This is a genomic window from Sphingopyxis microcysteis (assembly GCF_012274265.1).
Lineage (GTDB): Bacteria > Pseudomonadota > Alphaproteobacteria > Sphingomonadales > Sphingomonadaceae > Sphingopyxis > Sphingopyxis microcysteis.
Genome location: NZ_JAANYY010000004.1, coordinates 332749 through 355691 on the forward strand (window position 1 = coordinate 332749; position 22943 = coordinate 355691).

A 22943-nucleotide genomic window follows, 5' to 3' on the forward strand; every position below is an offset into this window, starting at 1 on the left:
AGGGATTTTGACGCAAATTTGATCCGGCATCGCCAAGGGCGGACAGCCAAACAGCGTCGCGGCAAAGGATTTCGCTTGAACAATGCGTTGGACATCCTGCTGGTCGAGGACAACGCCGATCTCGCGGACAATATCATCGACTATCTGGAAACGCTCGGTCATCGGCTGCACTATGCGGCCGACGGCGAAGCGGGGCTGCGCGAGGCGCTGACGCGGCCGATCGACGTCATCTTGCTCGATCTGGCACTGCCCCGCCGCGACGGCCTGGACGTGTGCGCCGACATCCGGCGCCGCGCCGATCATCACCTGCCCATCCTGATGTTGACCGCGCGCGACACGCTCGACGACAAGCTCGCGGGCTTTGCCAGCGGCGCCGACGACTATCTGGTCAAGCCCTTCTCGCTTGCCGAACTTGCTGCGCGGATTACGGCGCTCGGACAGCGGCCGCAGCTCGGGCGATCCTATCAGATCGCGATCGGGCCGCTGACCATCGATCGCCAGCTGCGCACCGCGACGCGCGCGGGTCAGCCGCTACGGCTGTCGCCGCTGCTCTGGGACATTCTGTTGTTGCTCGCCGAAGCGTCGCCGCAGCCGGTCGTGCGCAGCGAGATCGCGCGCAAGCTGTGGGGAGACGAGCCGCCGCCGTCGGATGCGCTGCGCAGTCATATCCACCTGCTGCGGCAGATCGTCGACAAGCCGTTCGATCGCGCGATGATCGAAACGGTGCACGGCGTTGGCTTTCGCCTGAGCGTGCCGCAATGAGGGTGCGCCGCCATAGCCTGCGCCGCCGCGTCATCGCGGCGCTGGTCGCCGCCGTGCTGGCGACGAGCGCGATCTTCGGTCTGGCGACCTTCATCTTTGCCTATACGCTGGAGGATCGCCTGTTCAGCAACGCGCTCGACGGCGAAATCGCGCGGCAGCAACAGGGCTGGCGCCGCGACGGCCAACTGCCGACCCCTGAAATCGCGTATATCAAAGTCTATCCGAGGGCGGCCGGCCTACCCGCCGATCTGGCGCCGCAGGTTGCGGCCAACCCGCAGCAGCGCGAATTTTACGGTGCCGCGGGGCGCCATTATCATGTCGCGCCCTTCGCGCTCGACGCGCACACCCCTGCCGTCGCGGTCGCCGAGGTCAGCCGCTACCTGCTCGTCCGCCCGGTGCGCGACGGGATGATCCGGTTCCTGATCGGGCTTGGCCTGTTCATCGCCTTGTCGATGGCGCTGCTCGGCTGGTGGCTTGCCAGTCGCGCGATGCGCCCGCTCAGCCGCCTTGCGAGCGATGTCGCGGGGGGCGACTATGCGGTGCCCGTCGTGCGGGCGGAGGACTATCCGGCGAATGAGATCGGCGTGCTGGCAGGCGCGCTGGGGCAGGCGTTTCAGCGCATCCGCGGCTTCGTCGATCGCGAGCGCAGCTTTACCCGCGATGCCAGCCACGAGCTGCGCACGCCGTTGGCCGTCGTCCGCGGCGCTGCCGAAGTGATCGGCCTGCAAGCGGACTTGCCCGCGCCGGTCCCCGAAGCGCTGCGCCGGATCGAAACCGCGACGATCGACATGACGCAAACGCTCGACCTGCTGCTGGCGCTGGCGCGCGAGGGCGATGCGCTGCCGGTGGAACATGTCCAGCTGCGCCCGGTCGTCGAAAAGGCGATCGCGGCGGCGGCGGTGCGCTATCCGGCGAGCGGGATTGCCGTCACGAATGCGGTGGCAGAGGACGCCGCCGTGATCGTCCAGCCGACATCGTTGCAGCTGGTGCTCAACAATCTGATCGGCAACGCGTTTCAGCACGCCGCCACCGCGAATTTGCAGATCATGTTCAGCGGCGGCGAGCTGACGATCGCCGATGATGGGCCCGGCCTCGGGACGACAACCGACGCGTTCGCGGCGTTCGCGAAAGGTGATGCGAGCGCAGGCAGCGGGCTCGGCCTCGATATTGTCCGGCGATTGTGCGCGGCTGCGGCCATCGGCCTGCGCAGCGATGCGGGCCCGGACGGACGCGGCGCCTGTTTCAAGCTGAATTTCGGCGAGCGATAGGAAAGCGGGCGGCACTGCGCTAATCTGCGTGGCATGACCGACCGGAAACCCCGTTACCGCACCTATACCAGCCCCGCTGGCGGTTGGGGCGCCGCCGCGGCGACGGCAAAGGTGCTGATGGAACAGAGCGTCGTCGGCAAGGGATCGCGCGCACTGCTGGCGATGAACCAGCCCGGCGGGTTCAAATGCCCCAGCTGCGCCTTTCCCGATGCGACCTGCACCAAGAAGCTCGAATTCTGCGAAAATGGCGCCAAGGCGCTCGCGCATGAAGCGACCAAGTTTCGCGTGACGCGCGACTTTTTTGCCCAGCACAGCGTGTCCGATCTGATGCAGCAATCGGACTATTGGCTCGAGATGCAGGGGCGGCTGACCGAACCGATGCGCTATGATGCTGCGAGCGATCATTATGTCCCGGTCGGCTGGGACGATGCCTTTGCGCTCATCGGTCGCCATCTGCGCGCCCTCGACAGCCCGCACCGGGCCGAATTCTACACCTCGGGCCGCACCGCGAACGAGACAGCGTTCCTCTATTCGATCTTTGTGCGCGAGTTCGGGACGAACAATTTTCCCGATTGTTCGAACATGTGCCACGAACCGACCAGCCGCGGCCTGCCGCCCGCGATCGGCATCGGCAAGGGTACGGTGGTCCTCGACGATTTCGAACATGCTGAGGCGATTTTCCTGATCGGCCACAATGCCGGGACCAACGCGCCGCGGATGATGACCCCGCTCGTCGAGGCGCGCAAACGCGGGGTCTCGATCGTCGCGGTCAACCCGATGCCCGAACGCGCGCTGATCAAGTTCACCGAACCGCAGGACATCGTCCAGATGGCGACGCTGGGGTCGACCGCGGTCACCAGCGAGTTCGTTCATATCCGGATCGGCGGCGACCTCGCGCTGCTCAAGGGCATGATGAAGGTGATGTTCGAGCGCGAGGCGGCGGGCGAGGCCATATTCGACCACGCATTCATCGCCGAACATACGTCGGGTTTCGACGCGCTGAAGGCCGACATCGCGGCGCAGAACTGGCCCGATCTGGTCGCTGCGGCGGGGATCAACGAGGCGCAGATCCGGCGCTGCGCCGACATCTACATCGCATCGAGCGCGACGATCATCTGCTACGGCATGGGGGTCACCCAGCATCAGCAGGGGTCGCAGCTGGTGCAGCAGATCGCCAACCTGCTGCTGCTCAAGGGCAATTTCGGCAAGCCGGGCGCGGGAATTTCGCCGATCCGCGGCCATTCGAACGTCCAGGGCGACCGCACGGTGGGGATCGATGAGAAGCCGAGCGCGGCCTATCTCGACAAGGTGCGCGAGGTGTTCGGCTTCGAACCGCCGCGGGCGCACGGCCATCACAGCGTCGAATCGATCGAAGCGATGCTCGACGGCAGCGCCAGGGTGTTCATCGGCCTCGGCGGCAATTTCGTGCGCGCGGTCCCCGACACCGACCGCGCCTATGCCGCAATGCGCCGGCTCGACCTGACCGTCGGAATCGCGACCAAGCTCAACCGCGGCCATCTGGTGCACGGCAAGGACGCGCTGATCCTGCCCGTCATCGCGCGGTCCGAACGGATCGTCACCGCGGCGGGCGAACAGTTCGTCACCATCGAGGATTCGATGTCGAACGTCACCGCCTCGCGCGGCGTCCTCGACCCGGCGAGCGAGCATTTGCTGCCCGAAACCGAAATCGTCTGCCGCATGGCGATGGCGACGCTGCCCGACAGCAAGGTCGATTGGGCGCGCTATATCGACGATTACGGCGCGATCCGCGACAAGATCGCGGCGGTTTATCCCGCGCTTTACGAAGGTTTTGCCGAGCGCATCGAGGCGCCGCAAGGCTTCCACCTCGACATCCCGCCGCGCCGCCGGGTGTGGGCGACCCCGAACGGCAAGGCGAATTTCCTGATCCTGCCCGGGCTGGCGGTCAACGCAGCCATCGACGACCCCGCGATGCTGCGGCTCGCCACCGTGCGTTCGCACGACCAGTTCAATACGACGATCTACAGCTATAACGACCGTTACCGCGGTGTGTATGGCGACCGGATGGTGTTGTTCATGAACGCCGACGACATCGCCGATCGCGGGCTGGAGGCGGGCGCGAAGGTCGCGCTCGAAACCTTCAGCGACGACGGCGCTCGCCGCCGGGTCGAGGGGCTGACGATCATCGACTATCCGATGTCGCGGGGCTCGGTCGCGGGCTATTATCCTGAACTCAACCCGCTGCTCCCGCTCGGCTTTTATGACAGGACCAGCGGTTGCCCGGCGGCCAAGGCGATCCCGGTGCGCGTTGTGGCGATGGCGGCGGTCGACGAGCGCGGCCCGTACGAAATCTGAGCCATTCATCCGTTCGTGTCGAGCGAAGTCGAGACACCGCGAAGTCTTGCGCTGTCCATGCGTGTCTCGACTTCGCTCGACACGAACGGAATCGAAACGGTTCCGATTTTTCCCAATCCGCTCTAGCCCGCTTCGCCCGCGAGCCGCGCCAGATCGTTGGCGCTGTTGATATTGGGCGGCGCCAAATCGGTCGCGACCGCGCGCGCGCCGATGCGCCGGGCAAAGGCGCGCACCGCAAGGTCGCTTTCGTCCTCGAGCATCGCCCGCAGCGGGACCAGCGACGCGACCGGCCACAGCCCGATCACCGGCTGGCTGCCCAGAAACGCCGGAGCGGGTTCGAGCCGCGCGCGGAGGTCGGGCGGCAGGCGCACGCAATCGACCGGGACGGTCAGCAACTGGTCGAACCCCCGCTCCGCCGCATGGGTCAGCGCCCCCGCAATCCCGCCGAGTGGCCCCATGTCGGCGCGCGGCCAATCGGCGATCTCGCCACGCCCGACAACGACCACCGCATCGCAATGCGGGCCGAGCGCCGCCGTCGCATGGTCGAGCAACGTCCGTCTGCCCAGCATCGCGAGCGCCTTGTCCGATCCGAAGCGGCGCGACCGCCCGCCCGCCAGCACCGCGCCGAGCGTCTTCATGCGATCATCCCGTGCGCGTCGCTGACGATCAACGCCGAATCGGTCCGCGCCAGCGCGACCAGCGTCAGCCCCGCCTGCGCGGCGCGCTGTGCCGCCAGGCTCGTCGGTGCCGAGATGGTGACCAGCATCGGACAGCCCGCGCGCACCGTCTTTTCGACCAGCTCGTAACTGCACCGCGCCGACAACAGGATAAAGCCGGTCGCGGGATCGATGCCCGCGCGCGCCATCGCGCCGATCAGCTTGTCGAGCGCATTGTGCCGTCCGACGTCTTCGCGCACCAACCGGATGTCGCCGGTCGGCGAGCAGAAGGCGGCGGCATGGACCGCGCCCGTTGCGCGCGCGAGCGGCTGATGCGCGCCGAGCGCTGCCAACGCGGCTGCGATCGCGCTACGGTCAGTGGCGATCCGCGCGGTGACGAGGGGCAGCGGGCGCAGCACTTCCTCGATATTCTCGATCCCGCACAGCCCACAGCTGCTCTCGCTCACCCGTTTGCGCGCGCGGTCGAGCGCGATCGCGTTGCGCTCGGGCGGCAACCAGATGCGCAGCGCCCAGCCGCCCTCGATCCGATGGACATCGACGCGGTCGATCTGGCCCGGCGTCTCGATCAGGCCTTCGCCGATCGCAAAGCCGATCGCATAGTCCTCGAGGTCGGCGGGGGTCGCCATCATCACCGCATAGGCGATGCCGCCGACCTCGACCGACACCGGCGCCTCGACCGCGATGCTGCGGACCAGCGCCGCGTCGCCCGGCTTGGCCAGTCCCAGCTTACGGACCGGCCTATCGATCATCTGGTGCGGGTGGGTTGCGCGATCATCGTGACTCATCATGCCACGATAGCCGATCGGGCTCAGCCTGTCCCGGTCCGGGCGACCCGTTCGGACGGGACAGGCTGAGATCGACAAGGGGGAGGGGAAACCTTGCCGATATGGCGACGCCGCGTGCGGCGGATCAGCCCCGCTTCACATCGTCCAGCGAGGCGCCGAAATTGATGTGATAGACCTGCCCGTCGACGACCAGCGCGGGCACCGACACGACGCCCGCCGCTTCAGCCTCGCCGATCCGGCCCGGCGCGTTGGCGAAATTGACGATCTCCGCGTTGAAGCGCGCGGGATCGAGCGCGTGGGCCAGACCCTGCTCGGCATCGACGCAGACGGGACAACCGGCGTGGTAAAAAATGGCTTTGGACAACATGGTCATTCTCCTTGCTTCGAATCGGTATCGACTCGATACAATTAGAATGGCGCCATCGCTGCGGCTTGCCAAGATGGTATTTAGTCGATACCAAATTTCCATGGACCGGGCCGCCGACCTTCTGACGCGCTTCAGCCGCATCATTGCCGCCGACGGTTATGACCGCGGGTTACAGCCTGTGCAGTGGCAGGCGCTCTTGTTCCTGCGCTCGGCGAACCGCTTCTCGCGCACGCCAAAGGCGCTGACGGCGTGGCTTGGTCAGACGAAGGGGAGCGTGTCGCAAACGCTCGCGGCGCTCGAGAAAAAGGGGCTCGTCGCGCGGCGCGCCGATCCCGATGACCAGCGCGTGATCCGGCTCGAGCTGACCGGGGCGGGCGCCGAACTCGTCGCGGGGCCACCGCCCGCGTTCGCGGCGCAGATGCTCGGCCATCTGACCGCGGCGCAGCGCGACAGCTTTTCAGGCCTTGTCGAACAGATGCTGCGCGCCGAGCTCGCGCGGTCGGGCGGGCGACCCTTCGGCCTCTGCCGCGATTGCCGTCATTTCGAATCGGGCCCGCGCGGGCCGGGGCTGCACCGCTGCCGCTTGCTCGACGTCGCGCTGAGCGAGGCCGACAGCGCCCTGGTCTGTATCGAACAGGAGGCTGCATGAAGACCGAAATCCTCGCCGTGCTGACGGGCAAGGCGATCCCCTTTCGCGGCGACGAACCGAGCGCGATCGGTAAGCTGCCGGTCGCCGATGCGGTCGCGGTCGATGCGATGGGGCTCGTCGGTGATGAACAGGCCGATCGCAGCGTCCACGGCGGCATCGACAAGGCGATCCACCATTATCCCGCCGACCATTATGACTGGTGGCGCGGCCAGCTTGGCGCAGTGCCGCTGCTCGACGCGGCGGGCGCGTTCGGCGAGAATATCTCGACCACCGGGCTCGACGAAAACAGCGTCTTTCTCGGCGACCGCTTTCGCCTCGGCACCGCGCTCGTCGAGGTGACGCAGGCGCGTCAACCCTGCTGGAAACTCGACCATCGTTTCGGCGCGAAGGGCGTTATGGCGGCGGTGGTCCAGACGCGGCGCTCAGGCTGGTATTACCGCGTGCTCGAACCCGGCACGGTGCGCGCAGGCGATGATCTGGAACTTGTCGAGCGCCCCTGGCCCGACTGGCCGCTCGCATCGCTGTTCGGCCTGCTGATCGGCGGCGAGGCGAAGGACCGCGTCGCCGACCTTCGCGCGCTCCGCGACGTGCCCGCGCTCGCCGAAACGTGGAAGGTCCGCCGCGCCAAGCTCGCCGAACAGTTCGGCGCCGATCTTTAAGGGCGCTCGGTCCTGCTGCTCAACCACGCCGCGAGCTTGGCCACCTCGTCGGCGCTGAAATGCAGCCCCAGCTTGCTGCGCCGCCACAAGATGTCGCCCGCCGTCTGCGCCCATTCCTGATCGACCAGCCACGCCGCCTCGGCGACGCTCAGCCCGTGGGCGATTTCGCCGCCGAGCGCGTCCCAGCCGTCGGCATCGCCCAGCCAGCGGCGCGCGTCGGTGCCATAGGCCTTGACGATGCGATCGACGGTGTCGGCGCTGAGGAAGGGGTGGGCGAGCTTGATTTCCGCCTTCAGCGCCGCCGCGCCGGTGACCGGGAAATCGCCGCCGGGCAGCGGTGCCTTCGCGGTCCAGCGCTTGCCCGTCAGTGCCGCGACATGGCCCGTCAGTTCATCGACCGCGGCTTCGGCGACATGGCGATAGCTGGTGATCTTGCCGCCATAAATGGTGAGCAGCGGCGCGCCTTCGGCGAGGTCGAGGTCGATGCGGTAACCGCGCGTTGCCGCCTCGGGTCGCCCCGACCCGTCCTCGATCAGCGGCCGCACCCCCGAATAGGTCCACACGACGTCGGCGGGGGTGATGGCTTCGCGGAAATAGAGGCTCGCCCCTTCGCACAGATAGGCGATTTCCTCGGCGCTCGCGCGCGCTTCGCTCGCCGGTCCATCATGATCGACGTCGGTCGTGCCGATCAGCGTGAAGTCGCGCTCATAGGGAATGGCGAAAAAGATGCGGCCATCGGGGAGCTGGAAGAAATAGGCATATTCGTGCCGGAACAATCGCCGCACGACGATATGCGACCCGCGCACCAGCCGCATCGCATGATCGGGCTCGGCATCGGCGCGCTTCAGCAGGTCGAGCACCGCCGGCCCCGCGGCGTTGACGATCGCGCGCCCGCTGAAGCGATATTGATGCCCATTGGCGCAGCTCGCCTCGACCACCCACAGCCCGTCCTCGCAGCGCAGCATGTCGGCGCGGGTGCGGGTGCGGACCCGCGCGCCGTGCGCGGCGGCGTCGCGCGCGTTCAGCACCACCAGCCGCGCATCGTCGACCCAGCCGTCCGAATATTCGAAGCCGCGTTCATATTGCGGCTGCAATGCTTCGCCCGCGGCATGGCGGCGGAGGTTGATCGAGCGCGTCGCGGGCAACTTCTTGCGCCCGCCGATATGGTCATAGAGGAACAGCCCGAGCCGCAGCAGCCAGCGCGGACGCAGCCCCGGCCGGTGCGGCAGGACAAAGCGGAGCGGCCAGATGATGTGCGGCGCGATGCCCCACAAGGTTTCGCGCTCTTTCAATGCTTCGCGCACCAGGCCGAACTCATAATGCTCCAGATACCGCAGCCCGCCGTGGATCAGCTTGGTCGATGCCGACGAGGTGCCCTGCGCCAGATCGCCCGCCTCGAGCAGCAATACCCGCGCCCCGCGCCCCGCGGCATCGCGCGCGACCCCGGCGCCGTTGACACCGCCGCCGATGATGATGACGTCATAGGGCTGGGCGCTGTCGGGCATGGCGATCTTCCTAAGACAGACGGGCCGGTCTTGCCAAGCGGCGCGGTCGATGCAGGGGGTCATCGACCAAGCTGGACAGCGGCGCGCTCCGGGGCAAAGGTCGCCGTGGATGAGGGCAGGAGGAGGGGGTCATGCAGCGATTTTCGAAACGGTGGAGCGGGTGCGCTATGGCGATGGCAGGGCTGTTCGCCGCGGCCGCAAGCACCCCGACGGCGGCGCAGCAAGCGATGCTCGATCCGGCGGTGCTGGAGGAATATATCGCCTTCCTGTCGCTGCCCAACGACGCCGCGAACCCCGCCGACGCGCTCGCCAACGCGCGCTTCGTTCAGGCGATGATGCAGCGGCGCGGGATCGCATCCGAACTGCTGTACGACCCCGACCGCAAGGCGCCGCCTGCGGTGTTCGGAGAGGTCAAGACCCCGGGCGCGACGCGCACGATCGTCTTTTACGCCCATTATGACGGCCAGCCGGTGGTGCCCGAACGCTGGGCGCCGGGGCTGTCGCCCTTTCGCCCGACCGCGATCTCGCGCCCGATCGAACAGGGCGGCACGGTGCTGGGTCCATGGTCGCCGGGGGCAGAATTTCCGGCCGGCTGGCGGCTCGCGGCGCGCAGCGCCGCCGACGACAAGGCGGGGGTGATGGTCGCGCTCAACGCTTTTCAGGGCGCTGCCGGCACCGCCGCGCGACTGGGCGTCAATGTGAAATTCTTTTTCGAGGGCGAAGAGGAAAAGGGGTCGCCGAACCTCCGCGCGATCCTGCACGCGCATAGCGAAAAGCTCGAAAGCGACCTCTGGGTCATGGTCGACGGCCCGCGGCATACCGAGGGCTATCGCGCGATGGTGCTGGGGGTGCGCGGCGTCGTCGATGTCGGCATCACCGTTTATGGTGCGAAGCGGCCGCTGCACGCGGGCAATTACGGCAATTGGGCGCCGAACCCGGCGTTGCAGCTCGCGGCGCTGCTCGGCAGCCTGAAGGATCGTGACGGGCGCATCCTGATCCCCGGCTTCTACGACGACGCGGTCCCCGCGACCGCCGCCGAACGCGCCGAAATCGCCAAGGCGCCGTCGATGGACGCGACGCGCCAGAGCCTGGGCATCGCGCGGACGCAGGGCGGCGGCAAGCTGCACGGCGAGCTGGTGCTGCTGCCGGGGATCGAGATCACCGGGCTGCGCGCAGGCGCCACCGACGCGCGCGCCGCCAATGTCATCCCGACCGAAGCCGAGGCGCGGCTCGACATGCGGCTGGTCAAGGGCGACCGCATCGACCGCCAGCTCGCCCGGCTGGTGCGCTTTGTCGAAGCGCAGGGCTATCTGGTCCTCGATCGCACCCCGACCGCAGAGGAGCGGCTGGCGCATCCGCTGATCGCCAAAATCACCTCGGGCTTTGGTTATGAAGCGCAGCGTACCTCGCTCGACGAACCGATGGTGACGCGGGTCAAGCAGCTGCTCGAACGCGTGTCGCCCGACCGACTGGTCGTCGTGCCATCGACCGGCGGCAGCCTGCCGCTGTCGCTGTTCGCGCACGAACTCGGCGCGCCGATGGTGACGATCCCCGTCGTCAACGCCGACAACAACCAGCATGGCGAGAATGAAAATGTCGATCCGGCCTTCCTCGCCGAAGGGATCGTCAACATCCGCGCAATCATGGAGGATGATTTTTCCGTTCGCTGACACGTCGCTGGCATGCTTCAGCCGATCAGCGTCATGAAGGATTGATTGTAACAGCACTTATATATAAGGTCTGTTACAATGTCGAACGATCACCAGTCGCGCGGGCTCGGAACGCTGCTTCGCCACCTCATCGACCTGCTCGATGGCGATGTCGCGGCGGCCTATGCAGCGGCGGGGCTTGCCGATTATCGCCCCCGCTTCACCCCCGTCGTGCGGGCGCTGGACGAGCAGGATCCGCTCTCTGTCGGGGGCATCGCGCAACATGCCGGAATCTCCCACTCGGCGGCGAGCCAGACCGTCGCCGAAATGGTGCGGCGCGGCCTGGTCGAACGATGCAAGGGGCGAGACGGGCGGCAGGCGATGATCCGCAAGTCGGATCGGCTCGTCGCGCTGTTGCCAACGCTGCGGCGCCACTGGGCGACCGCAAATCGGGCCGAAGCCGCGCTGAACGCCGAACTGTCGCACAGCCTGCGCGCGCTTGTTGTCGAGACGATCGAGACGCTGGAGCGCCAGAGCTTTCTGGAGCGGATCGCGGCTGAAAGTGATCAGGGCTACGCGGAAACGCCTTCGAAACGGGGGGATGTATGATCGATTATCGAGCCCTGGTCGCGGCCATGGCGCTCTGCTGCGTAATGGGTCCGCCAGTCGCGGCGCAGGCGCCCGATCCGGCGGCGGCTTCGGGGTCCGCGTGGCAATCGAGCGCGCTCAGCGAGGTCAAGGACCAGATTCGCGCCCATTATGTCTTTCCCGAAATGCGCACGCCGCTCGTCGCTGCGATCGAAGCGCTGGAACAGGGCGGCACGTTGGCGCCGCTGTCGGGAACGGCCTTCGGCGACCGCGTGACGCGCGTGATGCAGGACGTGGCGCACGACAAGCATCTGGCGCTCGTTTTTGATCCGAACTGGGCCGCAAGCTTCGCCAAACAGCAGGATGATCCGGCGGCGGGCGATTTTGATCGCGAGGCGATCCGCGACAATTTCGGCGTCGTCAGCCTCGAGCGACTGACCGGCAACATCCGCTATATGAAGATCGACGGCTTCGGCTGGGTCGATGATGTGACGGGCGAAACCTATGACGCCGCCGCGCGCTTCCTGAAGGCGGGTTCCGCGATCATCATCGACATTCGCGGCAACAGCGGCGGCGATCACAGCGCGGTGCGCTATCTGGTCAGCCACTTCCTGAAGCCCGATACCCCGCTTTACGAATTTCAGTCCACCCGCGAGGCGACCTGGCGATCCTACGCGCTCGACCAGCTTCCGGCCGGACGGATCAACAGCGTTCCTCTCTATGTGCTGATCGACGGTCGCACCGTCTCGGCCGGCGAGGATCTGGCGTATCAGGTGCAGCAATATCAGCTGGGGAAGCTGGTCGGGACGCGCACCGCCGGCGCGGCGAACAACAACGAATATTTCGCCGTCGCGGGCCAGTTTCGCCTCAGTCTTTCGGTCGGTCGTCCCGTGCATCCGGTCAGTCAAAGCAATTGGGAGGGGCGCGGAATCCAGCCCGACATAACGGCCCCCACGGGCGAAGCGCGCGACCGGGCGATCATCGCCGCGACCGAGCAATTGCTGAAGAACGCCGCGGCATCGCCGATCGAGCGCGCCGAATATCGCTGGGCGCTAGAAGACGCCGAAGCGCGGCTGACACCCGCGAGCTACGGCGCGGCGCAGCTGCGCGGCTATACGGGACAATATGGCGACTATCTGGTCAAATTGTCGGGATCGGATTTGTGGCTGCAGGCGGGAAATCGCGATCCGCTTCGCATGGTTCCGCTCAAGGAAAAAGGACAGTTCGGCCTTGCGGGACGCAGCTATCTGCGGGTGCGATTTGCCGAGGGGCGCCTGGAGGTGATGCCGCTGGGCGCTCCCGAGCCGTTGGTCGTTCCGCGCACGTCGCCGGGACAACGGGCCAACTAGCGCGGCGGCGCCGGACCCGGGCGAGGGTTCGACGGACGGCCTACGTATGCGCGTTGCAATCATGACGCGGCTCCGCCATTTCCAGTGATGGATATCCAAGGGGATTGGCGTGAGCGTGAAAGTCGAAACATTGATATTGTTCGGCGCGACGGGCGATTTGGCGCAGCGCATGCTGTTCCCTTCGCTTTACAATCTCCACGTCGATGGCCTGCTTGCCGACGTGCTGACGATCGTCGCGTCGGGGCGGTCGCAGATGGACCGCGCGGCGTGCCACGCGATGGTGCGCAAGGCGCTGACCGATCATCTCGCCGACGATCGCCTCGATGACGCACAGATCAGCGGTTTTCTCGATCGGATCGACTATTGCCCGGTCGATGCGGGCGCGGGCGCCGGTTACGACGATCTTGCGGCGATGCTCGGCGGCCGGATCAGGCGTCCGATCGGCGCCTATCTTTCGACCCCGCCGTCGATGTTCGGCCCGATCGCGCAGGGGCTGAAAAGCGCAGGCATCGCCTGCGCCGAATGCCGCATCGCGATGGAAAAGCCGATCGGCCACGACCTCGCCTCGTCGCGCGACGTCAATGCCCAGGTCGGCGACGCCTTCGCCGAGGACCGCGTGTTCCGCATCGATCATTATCTCGGCAAGGAAACGGTGCAGAATCTGCTCGCGCTGCGCTTTGCCAATATGTTGTTCGAACCGCTGTGGAACGCGCAGGCGATCGACCATGTCCAGATCACCGTCGCCGAAACCGTCGGCCTCGAAGGCCGCGTCTCCTATTATGACGGCGTCGGCGCATTGAAGGACATGGTTCAGAACCATATGCTGCAATTGCTCGCGATCATCGCGATGGAGCCGCCCGCCAGCGTCAGCGCGACCGCGGTGCGCGACGAAAAGGTCAAGCTGCTGCGGAGCCTCCGCAAACTGACCGCCGAGGATGTGAAGGCGCACAGCGTCAAGGGCCAGTACAGCAGCGGTGCGGTCAGTGGCGGCGCGGTGACTGGCTATGCCGACGAGCTCGGCCAGCCGTCGAACACCGAAACCTTCGTCGCGATCAAGGCTTTCATCGACAATTGGCGCTGGAAGGGCGTGCCCTTTTACCTGCGCACCGGCAAACGGATGCCGCAGCGCAAGTCCGAAGTGCTGATCCAGTTCAAGCCCGTGCCGCACAACATCTTCGCACGTGTCGGCGCGGGCAAGCTCGACGCGAACATGATGATCATCAACCTTCAGCCCGAGGAAAATATCCGCGTAAAGGTGATGGCGAAACAGCCTGGGCTCGACCGCGACGGGGTCAAGCTGAAAGAGGTGACGATGGACGTCTCGCTCTCGCACAGCTTTGCCGGCGAGCGGCGGCGGATCGCCTACGAGCGGCTGCTGCTCGACTTCATCGAGGGCGACCAGACCCTGTTCGTCCGCCGCGATGAAGTCGAGGCGCAGTGGCAATGGATCGATTCGATCCGCGACGCGTGGGCGGCGGTCGACATGGCGCCGCAAAGCTACACCGCGGGCAGCTGGGGCCCGTCGAGCGCCATCGCGCTGATCGAACGCGACGGGGCGAGCTGGCATGATTGAGCGGATAAACCCCCTCTCCCCTTGCGGGAGAGGGATGCGCAGACTTGGCAGCTTGCTGCCTAGTCGAAGCTGGGTGAGGGGTATGCGCTCGCACGACGAGCGCGCGAGCCTCCGGCTCGCAACCCCTCATCCAACTACGCCTAGGCGCTTCGCGCCAAGGCTTCGTATCCTTCTCCCACAAGGGGAGAAGGGATCGGGTATCGCAATATGACCACTCTCCACCCCACCATCGCCGCCGTCACCGACCGCATCATCACCCGCAGCGCCCAGCGCCGCGCCGCCTATTTGGGCCTCATGGACCGCCAGCGCGAGGCCGGCACCAACCGCGGCAACCTCTCCTGCGGCAATCTCGCCCACGGTTTCGCCGCGGCGGGCGACGACAAGCCCGTCATCCGCACCGGCGCCGCGATGAACATCGGCATCGTCACCAGTTACAACGACATGCTCTCGGCGCATCAGCCCTATGGCCGCTACCCCGAACAGATCAAACTCTTCGCGCGCGAGGTCGGCGCCACCGCGCAGGTCGCGGGCGGCGTCCCGGCGATGTGCGACGGGGTGACGCAGGGGCAGGCGGGCATGGACCTGTCGCTCTTCAGCCGCGACAATATCGCGCAGGGCACGGTGATCGCCTTGAGCCACGCGATGTTCGAGGGCGCGCTGCTGCTCGGCATCTGCGACAAGATCGTGCCCGGCCTGCTCATCGGTGCCCTGCGCTTCGGCCATCTGCCGCAAATCCTGATCCCCGCGGGGCCGATGCCCTCGGGGCTCGCGAACAAGGAAAAGCAGCGCGTCCGCCAGCTCTATGCGGAAGGGAAGGCAACGCGCGACGAACTGCTCGAAGCCGAAGCCGCGTCCTACCATGGCGCGGGCACCTGTACCTTCTACGGCACCGCCAACTCGAACCAGATGATGATGGAACTGATGGGGCTGCACATCCCCGGCAGCGCCTTCACCAACCCCGGCACCAAGTTGCGCCAGGAACTGACGCGCGCCGCGACGCACCGGGTCGCACAGATCGGCTGGGACGGCGGCGATTATCGCCCGCTGTCGCGCTGCGTCGATGAAAAGGCGATCGTCAATGCCGCGATCGGCCTGCTCGCGACCGGCGGCTCGACCAACCACGCGATCCACCTGCCCGCGATCGCGCGCGCGGCCGGGATCATCATCGACTGGCAGGATTTCGACGAACTCAGCCATGCGGTGCCGCTGCTCGCGCGCGTCTATCCGAACGGCGCGGGCGACGTGAACAATTTCCATGCGGCGGGCGGCATTGGTTATGTCGTGCGCGAATTGCTGGGCGCCGGGTTGCTTCACGGTGATGTGCTGACAGTGGGCGGTACGATGGCCGATTATGGCAATGAACCGGTGCTGGCAGGTGATACCCTGCAATGGCAGGCTGCCCCTGCGACCAGCCGCGACGACACGATGCTGCGCCCGGTCGCCGCGCCTTTCTCGCCCGACGGCGGCATGCGCCTGCTTGCGGGCAACCTTGGCCGCGCGATCATCAAGACCAGCGCGGTCGCCGAAGATCGCTGGACGATCGAGGCGCCGTGCCGGATCTTCGACAATCAGGACGCGGTGCTGGCGGCGTTCAAGGCGGGCGAACTGGAACGCGACGTCGTGGTCGTCGTCCGCTTCCAGGGGCCGCGCGCCAATGGCATGCCCGAGCTGCACAAGCTGACCCCAGCACTCGGCGTACTCCAGGACCGCGGTTTCCGTGTCGCCTTGCTCACCGATGGCCGCATGTCGGGGGCGAGCGGCAAGGTGCCCGCGGTCATCCACCTCTCGCCCGAAGCCTTGCCCGGCGCTGACGGGGTCAGCGGCCCGCTGGCCTATCTCGCCGACGGCGACGTCGTGCGTGTCTGCGCGGTGAAGGGCGAGGTGCTGGCGCTGGTCGATCCCGCGATCTGGGCCGCGCGCTCACCCGCCGTCGCTCCGCCGCCCGCGCTCGGCGTCGGGCGCGAGCTGTTTGCGCTGTTTCGCCACCACGCCGACGAAGCCGAAAAGGGCGGGTCGGCGATGCTGGCGGCGATGGAGGCGGTTACGGGCTAGCCCCTGATCCGTTCGTGCTGAGCTTGTCGAAGCACCGTCCTTTTCTTTCGACGCCGCAAAGAAAGAACGGCCCTTCGACAAGCTCAGGGCGAACGGAGCTTAGAGTTTCGAACGGAGTATTTATGCCAGACCAATCCATCGACCAGATCATGACATTAGCCCCCGTCATCCCGGTGATCGTCATCGACCGGGTCGAGGATGCGGTGCCGATGGCCGAGGCGCTGGTTGCGGGCGGCCTGCCCGTGCTCGAAGTCACGCTGCGCACCCCCGCCGCGCTCGACGCGATCGCCGCGATGAAGGCGGTCAAGGGCGCGGTTGTCGGCGCGGGGACCGTGCTCAACCCCGCGATGCTCACCGCCGCGATCCACGCGGGCGCTGAATTCATCGTCTCGCCCGGGCTCACCGATAATCTGGGCAAGGCGGCGGTCGCGAGCGGCATCCCCTTCCTGCCCGGCACCGCCAATGCGGGTGACATCATGCGCGGCATGGACCTCGGCCTCGACCGCTTCAAATTCTTCCCTGCCGCGACCAGCGGCGGCATCCCGGCGCTGAAGGCGCTCGCCGGGCCTTTCGGTCAGGCGCGCTTTTGCCCGACCGGCGGGATCGCGCTGGCGACCGCCCCCGACTGGCTCGCGCTCGACGCGGTGCGCTGCGTCGGCGGCAGCTGGGTGGTCCCGGCGGGCCCGCTCGACCCGGCGCGGGTCGAGGCGCTGGCGCGCGAAGCGGCGGCGCTTTGCCAATAGCCCGTCATCCCGGCGAAGGCCGGGATCTCACCCTATCGTCGCTACGCACCGGCGAGACCCCGGCCTTCGCCGGGGTGACGAAATATGGGGCAGGCCGCGCCACTTCCCCGCCATTGATAAACGCCATCTTTACTGCCATCGTGCAGGGAAAGGCGGCAATATAGCCGCTGGTGGGGAGATGCGCGTGCCAAGACCGCAGCCGCATTTGGAAGAAGTGCTCGCGTCCGAACCCGGATCGCATATCGCCGCATTGTTCGATTTCGACGGCACCATCATCTCGGGCTACTCCGCCACCGCGATGCTGCGCGAGAAATTCCAGCGCCGTCAGATGTCGGTTGAGGAAATTGCCGAGACCGCACAGGTCATCGCCCAGCACAGCCTGGGCACGATCGGCTTTTCGGGGCTGATGTCGGGCGCCGCCAAATTCATGAAGGGCGTCGACGAGGAAAGCTTCATCGAGTTCGGCGAAGAACTCTATAAAAAGCACATCGCCCGCAAAATCTATCCCGAAACCCGCGCGATCATCGAGGCGCATCAGGCGAAGGGCCACCGCGTCGCGATCATCTCGTCGGCGACGATCTACCAGATCGAGCCGACCGCGCGCGACCTTGGCATCACCGACATCAAATGCTCGGCCTATGAGATCGAGGACGGGGTGTTCACCGGCGAGATCATCCGGCCGCTCTGTTTCGGCGAAGGCAAGGTGCTTGCCGCCGAGGAACTGGCCGCCGAATATGGCCTCGATCTCGATCAGAGCTTTTTCTATTCGGACAGCGACGACGACATCGAATTGCTCGAGCGCGTCGGCAAGCCGCGCCCGCTCAACCCGAATTTGAAACTAAAAGCCATCGCCGAGGAAAATGGCTGGCCGGTGCAGCGCTTTGCGAGCCGCGGCACGCCGTCGTGGGTCGACTATACGCGCACCATCTACGCCACCGGCTCGCTGGTCGGCGCCTTTGCCGCGGGGCTGCCGATCTGGGCGCTCACCCGTTCGCAGCGCGAGGCGGCGAATTTCTCGATCGGGCTGTTCGGCGATTTCGCCACCGCGATCACCGGGGTCGAACTCGAGGTCGAGGACGAGAAGCATCTCTGGTCATCGCGCCCCTGCGTCTTCATCTTCAACCACCAGAGCAAGGCCGATGTGATGATCCTCGCCAAGCTCATCCGCCGCGACATGGGAGGGGTGGGCAAGAAAGAGATCAAGGACATCCCCATCCTGGGGAAGCTGATGGAATGGGGCGGCACGGTCTTCGTCGACCGCGCGGACGGCAAGAGCGCGATCAAGGCGATGGAGCCGCTGGTCGATGCGATCCGCGTCGAGGGCAAGTCGATCTGCATCTCGCCCGAAGGCACGCGCAGCCTGACGCCCAAGCTCGAGCCGTTCAAGAAGGGCGCGTTCCACCTCGCGATGCAGGCGGGCGTCCCCATCGTCCCGATCGTGATCCATAACGCCACCGACGTCGCGCCGAAGAACGAGTTTGTGATGCGCCCGGCAACGGTGCGCGTCACCGTGTTGCCGCCGGTCGATACATCGGGGTGGTCGCCGCGGACGATCAACAACCATGTCCGCGACGTGCGCAACATGTTCCTGCGCACCTTGGGCCAGCCCGAGGAAAGCGTCGCCGAATCGGTGGCAAAGGAACCGGCGCCGGAGGCTGCGGCTTCCGAGGAAAAGGCGGCAAAGCCGAAGTCCAAAAAGGCAGCGGCGAAAAAACCCGCCGCAAAGAAAAAGGCAGCGCCGACAAAGGCGGCCACCAAGAAAGCCTCCCCGCGAAAGGGAAGGGCGGCCTAGCGCATGTCCCACATCGTCATTGCGAGCGTAGCGAAGCAATCCAGGGCGGGGTACGCCACGCTGGATTGCCGCGTCGCTTCGCTCCTCGCAATGACGGAGGGATTTTAGCGACATGGCCGACGGCAGCCCCCGCCCGCCCATCGCGACCGCGGACGCCGCCGACCGCCTCTACATCATCGACGCGCGCCACGGCGTCGAACGCCAGCTGCTGCTCGATTGGGTCCACGCCACCGCGGGCGACGACGACCCCCAATGGGCCAGCCTTGCGATCGAGGACGACGATCAGGCGCTACCGCTCGAAACGCTGCGCGCGCGGCTCGGCGGGCTGCCGTCGCGGCAGGTCGTGCCGCTGCGCGTCGCGTGGCGCATTCCAGGGTTCGACAAGGACCGCGCGCTCAAATTCCGCCATATCTTGTTCGGCGACCCGCGCCATCCCGGCTCGCTGCGCGCGCGGTTGATCCTGCTCCGCGACCGCCGCCGCGCGCAGATTTTGGTGGGCGAGGCGGCGACGCTCGATGCGCTGCGCGACCGCTTCACCGCGCAGACCGGCGGCGGCGACGGCGCCGGCTGCGACAGCGCCGAATTCGCCGCCTTCGTCGCGCGGCAGGCGTCGCTCGCGCTCGACGTCGCCGAACGCGGCATTCGGGGAACAAGATACAAGGTGCCGCGCTTCGTCGCCGACGGTCTGCGCACCAGCCCGAAATTCCGCGCCGCGCTCGCCGATCTCGCCGAAGCGACGGGGCGCCCCGTCGCCGACCTGTTCCGCGAAGCGCGCCCGTTGATGAAGGAAGTGATCGCGCGGCCCAGCGCGATCTTCCTCGACCTCCGCGCCCGGCTCGACCGGATGATGTTCGGCGGCTACGCGCCCGAGATGGAGGTCGACGCCGCCGAACTCGCGCGGCTGCGCGCGATCCTGCGCGAACATCCGACCGCGATCCTGTTCACCCACAAAACCTATATCGACGGCGCGACCCCCAGCCGCCTCACTTACGAAAACGACATGCCGATGCTGCATAGCTTCGGCGGCGCCAATCTCGACTTCGCGATCATGGGCGAATTTTTCCGCTGCTCGGGGATGATCTTCATCCGCCGCAGCTTTCAGGATCAGCCGGTCTACAAGCTCGTGCTGCGCCACTATATCGCCTGGCTGCTCGCCAAGCGTTTTCCTCTGAGCTGGGCGTTCGAGGGCACCCGCTCGCGCCTCGGCAAGCTGATGCCGCCCAAATATGGCCTGATGAAATATGTTCTCGACGCCGCGCACGCGACGGGCACGCGCGGGGTGCATTTTGTGCCCTTCGTCACCAGCTTCGACCTCATTCGCGATGTCGAGGAATATGCCGCCGAACAGACGGGACGGAACAAGAAGCCCGAAAGCCTGTCGTGGTTCATCGGCTATATGAAAAGCCTGAAGGAACCCTCGGGCCGCATTCGGCTCGACATCGGCAATCCCGTGGTCATCGACAGCGCGCCGGGCGCCGACGACAAGCGCGCACTGGAACGCATCGCCTTTGCCGTCGCGGTCGAGGCAAATCGCGTGACCCCGCTCACCGTCACTTCGGTCATGTGCCTGATCCTCCTTGGCATGGCGCCGCGCGGCGCGACCTCGGCCGAACTGCTTGGCGCGATCGGCGCGGTGACCGACTGGGCGCGCGCGCGCGACATCAGGCTCAGCAGCGACCTTGCGAGCGGCGACGATGCGGCGCTTTCGGCCACCGTCGACACCCTCGTCGCCAGCGGACTGCTCACGCGCTACGAAGCGGGCAGCGAAAACATCTATTCGATCGACCCCGCCAAACATCCGATGGCAAGCTATTACCGCAACATCATCGCGCATCACTTCCTCGACCGCGCGATGATCGAACTCGCGCTGTTCGAGCTGCGCGACGCCGACAGCGGCGATGCGACTGCGGCGTTCTGGGCGAAGGTCGATCGCCTCCGCGACCTGTTCAAATTCGAATTCTTCTATCCGCCGCGCGACGAGCATATGGCCGCGCTGCGCGCCGAGCTCGAACGCATCGACCCCGTCTGGGACCGCCGCCTCGCCAGCGGCGACCGCGGCATCGCGCAGCTGCTCCGTCGCTGCCAGCCGGTCGTCGGCCACGCGATCCTGCTGCCGTTCGCCGAGGCCTATTCGGTCGTCGCCGACCTGCTCGCGCGGGCAAGGCCGGGCGATGCGGTCGACGAAAAGGCCTTGCTCGACGCCGCGCTGACCGAGGGCAAGCAGGCGTATCTGCTGCGCCGGATCAGCAGCGAGGCGGCGATCGGCAAATTGCTGTTCGCCAACGGCCTGTCGCTGATGCGCCACATGGGGCTGGCCGAGGAAGCGACCCCCGATATTCTTGCCCAGCGCCGCGCGCTGCTCGCGGAACTGCGCGGGCTGGCAAACGTGATGGAAACGATGCGGCTGTCGACAGTGGCGCTCGCGGACCGGTTGGTGGGGACGAACGATGTTTAAACTGCCACCCTATTTTCGTCATCCCGGCGAAGGCCGGCATCTCGCCGTGGCAGTAAAACGCGAGGGAGAGATCCCGGCCTTCGCCGGGATGACGATCTTCGTTGGAGGATAACATGCTCAAACAGCTCAGCGCACAGGACGCCCAGTTCCTCTACACCCAGACCGCGAACAACCTCACGCACATCATGGGCGTCTATATCTACGACCCCTCGACCGCGCCGGGCGGTTTCGTGAGGTTCAAGGACATCATCCGCCACGTCGAAAGCCGCGTCCACACCTCGCCCTTGTTCAAACGCCGCCTCCACCGCCTGCCGTTCGACATGGACCATCCCTATTGGGTCGAGGACGAGCATTTCGATATCGAGGCGCATATGAGCCACGCGCGACTGCCCGAACCCGGCGACTGGCGGCAATTCTGCATCGCCACCGCGCGCTATTTTTCCAAACCAATGGATATGAACCGCCCGCTGTGGGACATTTACATCATCGAGGGGCTCGACCGCATCCCGGGGATTCCGAAGGGCAGCTTTGCGATGCTCCATCGCGTCCACCACGCGGCGGTCGACGGCGCCTCGGGCGCACACGCCTTCATCGCGATGAGCGACATCGATGCGCACGGCACGCCCGCGATTCCCGAACCGCCCCCGGTCGAGGATCTCGGCGATCCGCCGTCGAGCGCCGAAGCGCTGTCGCGCGCCTGGTCGGCGTCGCTGCAATCGCCGGTCAAGTTCATGAACGCGCTGATGAAGATGTCGCCCGCGATCATCTCGTCGGCGCGCAAGGCGATCGAGGGCGGGATGACCGCGGGGGTTCCCGAAACGCGCTTCAACACTGCTGTCGGCCCGCACAAGATGTTCGACGGCACCTCGGTCGCGCTGTCCGACGTCGCGCTGGTGCGCCAGAAGGTGCCGGGCGCGACGGTCAACGATGTGGTGCTGACCACGGTGGGCGGCGCGCTGCGCAAATATCTGGCGAAGCACAAGGAATTGCCCAAGGAAAGCCTGGTCGCGGTCGCCCCGATCAACCTGCGCGGCAAGGACAAGGGCGCCGGCAAGGCCTCGACCCCCGGCAATCAGGTGTCGGCGATGAGCGTCCCGGTCCGCACCGACATCGCCGACCCGCTCGCGCGCCTCGCTGCGATCCGTGACTATACGGTCGAGGCGAAGGAGGCGAAGGCAGGCGTCAGCGCGCGGATCATGACCGACCTGTCGCAACATATTCCGGGCGCGACGATGGCCGCGGTGGCGCGGCTGGTGACCAGTGAGCGCTTTGCGGTGCGCGGCACCAACCTCTTCATCTCGAACGTCCCCGGCGCGCAGGTGCCGCTCTATCTGGCGGGCGCGCAGCTGGTGATGCAGCACGGCATGGCGCCGCTCGCGAACAATATGGGGCTGTTCGTCGCGACCCCCAGCTATAACGGCCGCATCGCCTTTTCGATCATCTGCGAACGCGCGATCATGCCCGACATCGCCTTTTTCCGGGAGTGCATCGACGAAAGTTTCGCCGAGTTGATGGCGGCGACGCCCAAGCCCGAAAAGCCGAAAGCCGATACGGCAACGCCGAAACCGGCGACCAAGGCGGCACCAAAATCCAAGGCCGCCAAACCGGTCGCCAAACCAAAGGCGAAGCCGAAACCGACGGCGAAAGGACGCAAGAAGGCTTCTTCTTCGTCATCCCGGACTTGATCCGGGATCCATGACGCCGCCGCTGCAATGGATCCCGGATCAAGTCCGGGA

At 66.5% G+C, this 22943-nt stretch carries 18 protein-coding genes; 14 read left to right on the plus strand and 4 right to left on the minus strand.

The window, feature by feature from the left end:
- The first annotated feature begins 75 nt into the window (after positions 1-75).
- From G9408_RS13010 to G9408_RS13020, 3 genes are read left to right on the plus strand one after another with little or no spacing between them, the layout of a single operon-like run.
- Positions 76-762 (plus strand): response regulator transcription factor, encoded by a 687-nt coding sequence (locus G9408_RS13010; protein WP_235957789.1) that lies wholly within the window; start codon positions 76-78, stop codon positions 760-762.
- On the plus strand, positions 759-2030 hold the full coding sequence (locus G9408_RS13015) for a sensor histidine kinase (RefSeq protein ID WP_168454414.1): 1272 nt from the start codon (positions 759-761) through the stop codon (positions 2028-2030). Before G9408_RS13010 ends, G9408_RS13015 begins: the two co-directional genes overlap by 4 nt.
- Positions 2031-2063: 33 nt before the next feature.
- Positions 2064-4364 carry an FdhF/YdeP family oxidoreductase gene (locus G9408_RS13020; RefSeq protein WP_168454415.1) on the plus strand — a complete coding sequence of 767 codons (2301 nt, stop codon included), beginning with the start codon at positions 2064-2066 and terminating at the stop codon, positions 4362-4364.
- A gap of 122 nt (positions 4365-4486) precedes the next feature.
- On the opposite strand, the gene mobA is transcribed toward G9408_RS13020, so the two are convergent.
- The 3 genes from mobA to G9408_RS13035 all read right to left on the minus strand — a co-directional run bounded on the left by mobA (position 4487) and on the right by G9408_RS13035 (position 6193).
- Positions 4487-5002 (minus strand): molybdenum cofactor guanylyltransferase, encoded by a 516-nt coding sequence (mobA, locus tag G9408_RS13025; protein ID WP_168454416.1) that lies wholly within the window; start codon positions 5000-5002, stop codon positions 4487-4489.
- Positions 4999-5829, minus strand: coding sequence for a formate dehydrogenase accessory sulfurtransferase FdhD (gene fdhD / locus G9408_RS13030; protein WP_408021877.1), 831 nt, complete (start codon positions 5827-5829; stop codon positions 4999-5001). The genes mobA and fdhD overlap by 4 nt, the downstream gene beginning before the upstream one ends.
- A gap of 121 nt (positions 5830-5950) precedes the next feature.
- On the minus strand, positions 5951-6193 hold the full coding sequence (locus tag G9408_RS13035; RefSeq protein WP_168454417.1) for a thioredoxin family protein: 243 nt from the start codon (positions 6191-6193) through the stop codon (positions 5951-5953).
- 100 nt (positions 6194-6293) lie between these two features.
- Here G9408_RS13035 and G9408_RS13040 point away from each other — a divergent pair, with 100 nt between their 5' ends.
- Both G9408_RS13040 and G9408_RS13045 read left to right on the plus strand, forming a co-directional pair.
- Positions 6294-6842, plus strand: coding sequence for a MarR family winged helix-turn-helix transcriptional regulator (locus tag G9408_RS13040; RefSeq protein WP_168454418.1), 549 nt, complete (start codon positions 6294-6296; stop codon positions 6840-6842).
- Entirely contained in the window at positions 6839-7501 is a 663-nt protein-coding gene (locus G9408_RS13045) for an MOSC domain-containing protein (RefSeq protein WP_168454419.1), read from the plus strand. The genes G9408_RS13040 and G9408_RS13045 overlap by 4 nt, the downstream gene beginning before the upstream one ends.
- Here G9408_RS13045 and glpD read toward each other — a convergent pair.
- Positions 7498-9006, minus strand: coding sequence for a glycerol-3-phosphate dehydrogenase (gene glpD, locus G9408_RS13050; protein WP_168454420.1), 1509 nt, complete (start codon positions 9004-9006; stop codon positions 7498-7500). The genes G9408_RS13045 and glpD overlap by 4 nt on opposite strands.
- Positions 9007-9137: 131 nt before the next feature.
- On the opposite strand from glpD, the gene G9408_RS13055 reads away from it, so the two are divergent.
- The 9 genes from G9408_RS13055 to G9408_RS13095 all read left to right on the plus strand — a co-directional run bounded on the left by G9408_RS13055 (position 9138) and on the right by G9408_RS13095 (position 22892).
- A complete protein-coding gene (locus G9408_RS13055) occupies positions 9138-10676 on the plus strand; it encodes a M20/M25/M40 family metallo-hydrolase (RefSeq protein ID WP_168454421.1) in 1539 nt (512 codons plus the stop codon).
- A gap of 78 nt (positions 10677-10754) precedes the next feature.
- Entirely contained in the window at positions 10755-11264 is a 510-nt protein-coding gene (locus tag G9408_RS13060) for a MarR family winged helix-turn-helix transcriptional regulator (protein ID WP_168454422.1), read from the plus strand.
- Positions 11261-12592, plus strand: a complete 1332-nt coding sequence (locus tag G9408_RS13065) for a S41 family peptidase (RefSeq protein WP_168454423.1) — start codon at positions 11261-11263, stop codon at positions 12590-12592. Before G9408_RS13060 ends, G9408_RS13065 begins: the two co-directional genes overlap by 4 nt.
- Before the next feature lie 169 nt (positions 12593-12761).
- Positions 12762-14165, plus strand: coding sequence for a glucose-6-phosphate dehydrogenase (gene zwf / locus G9408_RS13070; RefSeq protein ID WP_235957827.1), 1404 nt, complete (start codon positions 12762-12764; stop codon positions 14163-14165).
- Between the two features lie 207 nt (positions 14166-14372).
- Complete coding sequence (edd, locus tag G9408_RS13075) at positions 14373-16217, plus strand: phosphogluconate dehydratase (protein ID WP_168454425.1); 1845 nt, start codon at positions 14373-14375, stop codon at positions 16215-16217.
- 122 nt (positions 16218-16339) lie between these two features.
- On the plus strand, positions 16340-16960 hold the full coding sequence (eda, locus tag G9408_RS13080; RefSeq protein ID WP_168454426.1) for a bifunctional 4-hydroxy-2-oxoglutarate aldolase/2-dehydro-3-deoxy-phosphogluconate aldolase: 621 nt from the start codon (positions 16340-16342) through the stop codon (positions 16958-16960).
- Positions 16961-17138: 178 nt separating this feature from the next.
- Positions 17139-18752 carry an HAD-IB family hydrolase gene (locus G9408_RS13085; RefSeq protein ID WP_168454427.1) on the plus strand — a complete coding sequence of 538 codons (1614 nt, stop codon included), beginning with the start codon at positions 17139-17141 and terminating at the stop codon, positions 18750-18752.
- A gap of 112 nt (positions 18753-18864) precedes the next feature.
- Positions 18865-21207: a glycerol-3-phosphate 1-O-acyltransferase gene (locus tag G9408_RS13090; RefSeq protein ID WP_168454428.1), complete on the plus strand. Its 2343-nt coding sequence runs from the start codon at positions 18865-18867 to the stop codon at positions 21205-21207.
- Positions 21208-21320: 113 nt separating this feature from the next.
- Positions 21321-22892 (plus strand): wax ester/triacylglycerol synthase family O-acyltransferase, encoded by a 1572-nt coding sequence (locus G9408_RS13095; protein WP_168454429.1) that lies wholly within the window; start codon positions 21321-21323, stop codon positions 22890-22892.
- The last annotated feature ends 51 nt before the right edge of the window (positions 22893-22943 follow it).